The organism is Streptomyces katrae (assembly GCF_000966975.1).
Taxonomy (GTDB): domain Bacteria; phylum Actinomycetota; class Actinomycetes; order Streptomycetales; family Streptomycetaceae; genus Streptomyces; species Streptomyces katrae.
In genome coordinates this window covers 1-5,996 of the sequence record NZ_JZWV01001188.1, presented here as the reverse complement: position 1 = coordinate 5,996, position 5,996 = coordinate 1, and the positions used below count along the sequence as shown (strand labels likewise).

4 protein-coding genes and 2 pseudogenes are annotated in these 5,996 nt (G+C 72.0%); 3 read left to right on the top strand and 3 right to left on the bottom strand.

Features of this window, described 5'->3' with window-relative positions; translation table 11 throughout:
• Positions 1-165: 165 nt before the first annotated feature.
• From VR44_RS49460 to VR44_RS34670, 3 genes are all read right to left on the bottom strand, one after another.
• Positions 166-651, bottom strand: coding sequence for an Orn/Lys/Arg family decarboxylase (locus tag VR44_RS49460; RefSeq protein WP_483855150.1), 486 nt, complete (start codon positions 649-651; stop codon positions 166-168).
• Positions 611-2,503, bottom strand: coding sequence for an Orn/Lys/Arg decarboxylase N-terminal domain-containing protein (locus tag VR44_RS34675; RefSeq protein WP_483855149.1), 1,893 nt, complete (start codon positions 2,501-2,503; stop codon positions 611-613). Before VR44_RS34675 ends, VR44_RS49460 begins: the two co-directional genes overlap by 41 nt.
• 634 nt (positions 2,504-3,137) lie before the next feature.
• Complete coding sequence (locus tag VR44_RS34670) at positions 3,138-3,662, bottom strand: DinB family protein (protein ID WP_094192114.1); 525 nt, start codon at positions 3,660-3,662, stop codon at positions 3,138-3,140.
• 272 nt (positions 3,663-3,934) lie between these two features.
• Here VR44_RS34670 and VR44_RS34665 point away from each other — a divergent pair, with 272 nt between their 5' ends.
• The 3 genes and pseudogenes from VR44_RS34665 to VR44_RS45550 form a co-directional block, all read left to right on the top strand.
• On the top strand, positions 3,935-4,723 hold the full coding sequence (locus VR44_RS34665) for a hypothetical protein (RefSeq protein ID WP_045951616.1): 789 nt from the start codon (positions 3,935-3,937) through the stop codon (positions 4,721-4,723).
• A 21-nt stretch (positions 4,724-4,744) separates the two neighbouring features.
• Positions 4,745-5,092, top strand: a pseudogene (locus VR44_RS46620) (arsenate reductase ArsC); the annotation flags it as partial.
• Positions 5,093-5,766: 674 nt separating this feature from the next.
• Positions 5,767-5,996, top strand: a pseudogene (locus tag VR44_RS45550) (hypothetical protein); the annotation flags it as partial.

Genomic DNA, 5,996 nt, shown 5'->3' with positions numbered 1-5,996 from the left:
TGCGTGCCTGATGCATCCGCACCCTCCCCGCCGTCCGCAGAGGCCGAGCCCCCTATGGCCGGCGTGAGACCACACGGGCGCAATCAGCCGCACGCCGCCCCCATCCATGCCACAAGAACAACGGGACACAGCCACGACACCGGCAGCGCTCTCGACCGCCCCTCATCAGGTGGGCGTCCGCAGGCATTCGATCAGGTAGTCGCCTGTTTCGGCGTCGACCGTGACCCCGTGGGCTTCGCTGCCGAATCCGGGAAACGTGCGGTCGAAGGATTCCAGAGCGGTGAGGTAACGCAGGAGGGGGCCGTCGGAGGTGCCGAGGGATTCGCCCGGCATCAGGACGGGGATCCCGGGCGGGGTGACGGTCACCATGGCGGCCGCGATACGGCCCGCGGCGTGCGCCAGGGGGATGCGTTCGGTGCCACCGCGGATGAGTTGCTGGTAGCAGTGGCGGGGCGGATGGACGGGGCGGGGAAGTTCCTGGAAGGCCTCGTCCAGGGCGTCGATGAAGGCCCCGCGGGTGAGGTGGTCGTGCATCTGTGCGCACAGCTCGCGCAGGGTGGTGCTGACGTAGCGGCGGGGGAAGCGGCCGACGAGATGCGGCAGGACCCGGTCAAGGGGGGCGTCGGTGTCGTAGAGGGCCTTGAAGTCCATGAGAGCGTCCATGAGAGTGCCCCACTTGCCCTTGGTGATGCCCATGGAGAACAGGATCAGGGTGCTGTAGCTGTCCGTCTTCTCCACGACGGACGCGGGCGGGGATGCCCCACGGCTGGGTGGCACCGTCGGCGGTGACCCCGGGGCAGGTGAGGGTGACCTTGACGGGGTCGAGCATGCAGTAGCCGTCGGTGAGGTCCCCGAAGCCGTGCCAGGCGGCGCCGGGTTCGAGCTGCCAGCAGGAGGGCTCACCGGTCAGGAGCGTGACCGGTGCGTCGGCGAAGGGAACGCGGCTGCCGGTCGCGGGGTCGGTGACGTGGTCGGGCTGCCAGACCCCGAAGAACCAGCCGGGCCGGTCCCCGGCAGCGGCGATCCGGCGGCCGGTGCGCACCACCGCTTGGCGGAACCGGACGGCCTCGGTGACGGCCTCGTCGATCAGCCACTGGCCCTGCGGGCCGTCCATCATGGCGGTGGCGACGTCGAGGGAGGCGAGGGCCGGGTAGAACGCGGAGGTGGTGCCGTGCATCATGAACGCTTCGTTGAAGCGGTCGTGTTCCACCGGCGCGCGCGGGGCGGGCCGGACGTGGACCATGGCGCACTGCGAGAGCGCGGCGAGGAGCTTGTGGGTGGAGTGGGTGGCGAACACGGTGGGCCGGTCGTCGGCCGGGAGCGCGTCCGCGGTCACGGCCATGCCGTAGCGCCCCTGGTAGAGCGGGTGGAAGCGGGCGTAGGCGAACCATGCCTCGTCGAAGTGCAGGCGCGGGGTGCTCGCGGCGAGGGTTCGGGCGGTGGCCACGGTGTCGTAACACAGGCCGTCGTAGGTGGAGTTGGTGATGACCGCGTACTGGGCGTCGGGTGAGACGGCGCCGGCGGTGAGGGGATTGGCGGCGATGCGGGCGGCGATCGCGGCCGGGGCCGTGGTGGCGGGCGGGAGGGGGCCGGCCAGTCCGTAGCCGTTGCGGGTGGGTACGAGGTAGACGGGGCGGGCGCCGGAGACGACCAGGCCGTGCAGGACGGACTTGTGGCAGTTGCGGTCGACCAGGGCGATCTCGTCGGCGGTGACGCTGTAGTGGCCGACCATGCGGTTGCACGTGGAGTCCCCGTGCAGCACGAAATAGGTGCGCTCGGAGCCGAAGACGCGGGCGGCGTTGCGTTCGGCCTCACCGATCGGTCCGCTGTGCTCGTAGAGGGAGCCGAGCTCCCCGACGGAGATCGACAGGTCCGTGCGGAACAGGCGCTCCCCGTAGTAGTCGAAGAACGCCCGGCCGGCCGGCGACTTCAGGAACGCCACTCCACCGGAGTGAGCAGGGGTGTGCCAGGAGTACTCGTGCGCGTCCTCGAACCGCTTCAAGGCGCGGAAGAACGGCGGCAGGACGTCCGCCAGATAGGTGCGGGCGGCGGCCGCGACACGGCCCGCGATGAACGCGGGCGTGTCCTCCAAGGGCCAGATGTAGCCGACGACCGTCTCCGACACCCACAGCGGCAGGTGTTCGAGGTCGTGGTCGGAGCTGTCGGTCATCAGCAGGAAGACGGGCAGGTCCTTGAAGCGCTGCCGGATCCTGTCCAGCACCTCCGCCCCGCCCGTCGGCATCACCGAACCCTCCGCCGACGTCCCCGCAGGCGTCTCGCCGTGGCCGCGGACGGCCGGTGAAGGCAGGTCCCAGGCCACCACCGCGGCTGCGATACCCGTTTCCGTGTGCAGCATCGCCCGGGCATCACGCGCGTCACCGGCACGCCGCAGCTCCAGGCCCCGGTTCTCCAGCTCCTTGCCGATCCGCCTCAGCTGCTCGGCACTCACCCCGCCGCCAAGGGGATCCTCCCGCAGTGCCAGCAGCACCGTGCCGATCGCCATGGCCACAACCACCTTCCCTCACATAGCGCCCCGACCGGCAAGACGCCGACGGGACCGCCCGACACCCCTGCCCGGACGGAACCGCCACGGGCAGGGCAGCGCTCAGTCTGGCCGGGCCACCCACCCCGCAACCGATCTTCGCCACCGCCTTCACCCGCACGGACCACACCCGCCGTCGCAGGGCCGCCTCGAAACCACAGGCTCACCGTGGAAAGCCGATACACGCCGTGCCGGCGCGGACCAAAGCGGCACCACGACCTCCTCCGCGCAGCCACCTCAGCAACAGACCTACGCCCACCGGCCGGGTGACATCCCGCAAGCGGTCGCGGAGCTGTTCTATGGCGACGGCAACAGGTATCGGGAGATCGCCGAAGCCGACGGGATCACCAACCCGGATCTCGTCAACCCAGCGGACGGTGCGTGGTGGATGCCGTCGCAGCCGCGGGTGCTGGAGAACGCCGTGGTGGCCTGCGCCCTGGCACGGGTGCCGGGCGGCAGCCAACCGGGGCGGAGGGGGCCCTGGGGCTTCGACCGCGCGCCGGGTGTTGCCGTTGGCCTGCTCCGCACGCGCCTTGCTCCGGGGTCATGGCCGTTCACGTGCTCGCGATCACCGGGCCTGAACCCGCCGCAGCCGTCAGTTGCCGGCGGCCGGCGGGTCCGGCAGGCGGCAGCGGGCGTCGCGCAGGTGGTGGCGCAGTTCGTGCAGCGTGTGCACGGCGACCCAGCTCAGGGACCGCTCGGCGGGTTCCGGGTAGCTGTACACGAGGGTGCGTTCCCAGTGCGCCGGAGGCAGACGGTGCAGGACGTTTCCGAAGAGGGCAGCGGCGTCGGTGAGTTGCCGGGCGACAGCGGCCGGGTCCTGGAGGGCGTACCCCTCGTGTTCGACGCGCTCGTCGCGGCCCATGGGGGTGGCGACGGGCTTGTCCGTGCGCCGGGCGGCGAGTACCCGTTCGCGCTGGACGAGCAGGACGTCCCGTACGTGGCAGGCGTATTCGAGCGGGGACCAGACCCCGGGCGCGGGGCGGCGGACCAGCGCTTCCCGCTCGGCCCGCAGCAGCAACTCGGCGAACCGGGCCGCGTACTCGCCGGCGCGCGAGGCGGCCGTGGGCGCCAGCTCCAGGTCGTAGGCGAATCCGCATTCAGCGCAGTCGTCAGTCACGCACCCACCCTACGGGCCGGGGGCCCGCTCCCGCTGATCCCGCCTGGCCCTCCTGACGGCGTCCGGTCCGGGCGGCGCGGACCGTGTACGGGGGCGCCCGAGCCGATTCGCCTGCGGCTCGCGGACAGCCGTGCGGTGGACAGGTGGCCCTCCGGCGCCGCCGGCGGCGCCGCTGTAAGGATTCCCGATCATGTTTGTCAAGGGCGACGGGAACGTGGTGGAGGCTGGGAAGTGATCCCGGCACTCGCCGCGGCGGGTGAGATCCTGAACGGATGAACGAGACATCCGCTGCTCTGGCGACGGCTCGGTGGCCGCTGACCGCAGCTGGGGAGACCGACTGGCTGCGGGAGCTCGCCGACGATGACGGGCTTACCGGCTTCATGCCGCCGGCACTGCCCGACGCCGCCTGGGTGCTCCACTCCATGTACGAACACGAACTCGGGCCCACCGACATGTCCTATGTCGCGTATCAACGAGCTGTGCTGAATGGCGGCGGGCCCGAGGTTATCCCGGGCCTCGACCCCGCGGACGTGTTCGGGGGCACGCCGGGCGAGCCCCCGAGCCCCCGTTGGCGCCGGCTGCGCTGGGCGGAGCTCTCGGAGCGGACCGGTGATCCCGTGGCGCCCGAGGGGCGGCTGCCTTGCTACCGCTCGTTCCCCTCGCTCCGGGAGCCGAGTGGCTGGCCGGTCGGCATCGCGGGGCCGTCCGAGGGCAGTTTGGACCGGACCGACTGGAACCGCCTGGTCGACATCCTCACCGAGCACAGCCCGCAGGGGCCGCAGACCCGCTGCATGGCCTACTACAACCCGCTGTTGCAGAGGGCTGAGGACTTCGACAACCTGCACGTCCGGGCCGGCACGCTCGCGGATGCCAAGGCACTGTACGACCACCCGGAGGAGGACGGCTGGACCCCGTCCAACCTCTGGGCGCAGGACCGGTCCTGGGTCCTCTGCACGGACTACGACCTCTGGGCCACCAAGGTCGCGGGCCCCGCCCCGCTCGTCGAGGCCCTCCTGAACGACACGGAAATCGAGGCCCTCCGACTGCCCTGGGCCCACTGATCCCGACCTCCCGGCCGAACAGGCCGGTCCCAGATGGCCGCCGCCTTCCTCACCCGCCTCGGCGGCGACCGCGTGCAGGTCCGCTCGGCGGGATCCGCCCCCGCCGACACGGTGAACCCGGCCGTGGTCCAGGCCCTGGCCGAGGTCGGCATCGACATCTCTGCCGAGACCCCCAAGGTTCTCACCACCGAGGCCGTGCAGGCGTCCGACGTGGTGATCACCATGGGCTGCGGCGACGCCTGCCCCTATTTCCCTGGCAAGCGCTACCTCGACTGGCAGCTGGAGGACCCCGCAGGCCAGGGCGTCGCGGCCATCCGGCCGATCCGTGACGAAATCGAGCGACGCGTCCGCGGCCTGCTCGCGGAACTCGACATCGGAGCTTGCGGCCTCCGTTCAGGTCCCCCGTTGAGGACCGGCGCACCGTGGTGCGGTCCTGTGGCGACATCGGCGTCAGGCCCCAGCGGGTCTCGAAGGCGCGGGCGGCGGCGTGCACCGCGAGGATGTCGCCGCGCAGCCAGGGCCGGCGGCCGTCGGTTCGGGCGAGGGTCGCAACGATGAGGATGTGGGGTCGGGGGCGTGGCGCGCGCCACCGGCAGGCGCGCTCGTCGCCGGACGGGGCGACACCCGCGGCGCCCACCCTCGCCGCCGCGACCTCCCCACCGAGGCGTAGACGATCGCCTGGGGGCCTGCTGGATGTACTCGTGGCGGGGAACCCTTCCGTTGAAGGGGCCGGAGAGGCATCGCTGCCTCTGCCCGGGAAGTCGGCGAACCTGGCTGTCGGCGGGGAAGAACCCGCCCACCTGTCCGCGCGGGTGGAGATGCTGCCGGGACCGATCAGCATCCCGGGCTGGAGGACCGCACCCGCCGGGACGGACCGCGACGCCAGGAGGCGGGCGGACCGGGAAACGGGGAGACTGAAGGAGAGCATGACGCCTGACCGCTGCGGCCCGGACGGTCCGCGGCGGACGGTCCCGTGCAGGGGCCGGACCATCTACCTACGTCCGCGCGTCCCGGGGGCACGGCCCTGTCCAGGAGTCCCCATCGTGACTTTGACCCCACAACAGTCCAACCGCCCTCAGCGCACAGCCCGACGGGCCGCGCTCCTGCTCGCCACCGCGGCGCTGCCAGCGGTCCTGGTGGTGCCCGCGGCGCCCGCCGCAGCGGCGCCCGTGACCAAGACCTTCACCGCCGGCGCGAACCAGCGGTTCGTCGTACCGGCCGGCGTCACCCGACTGACCGTCACCGCCACAGGCGAGCCGGGACAGTCCGGCAT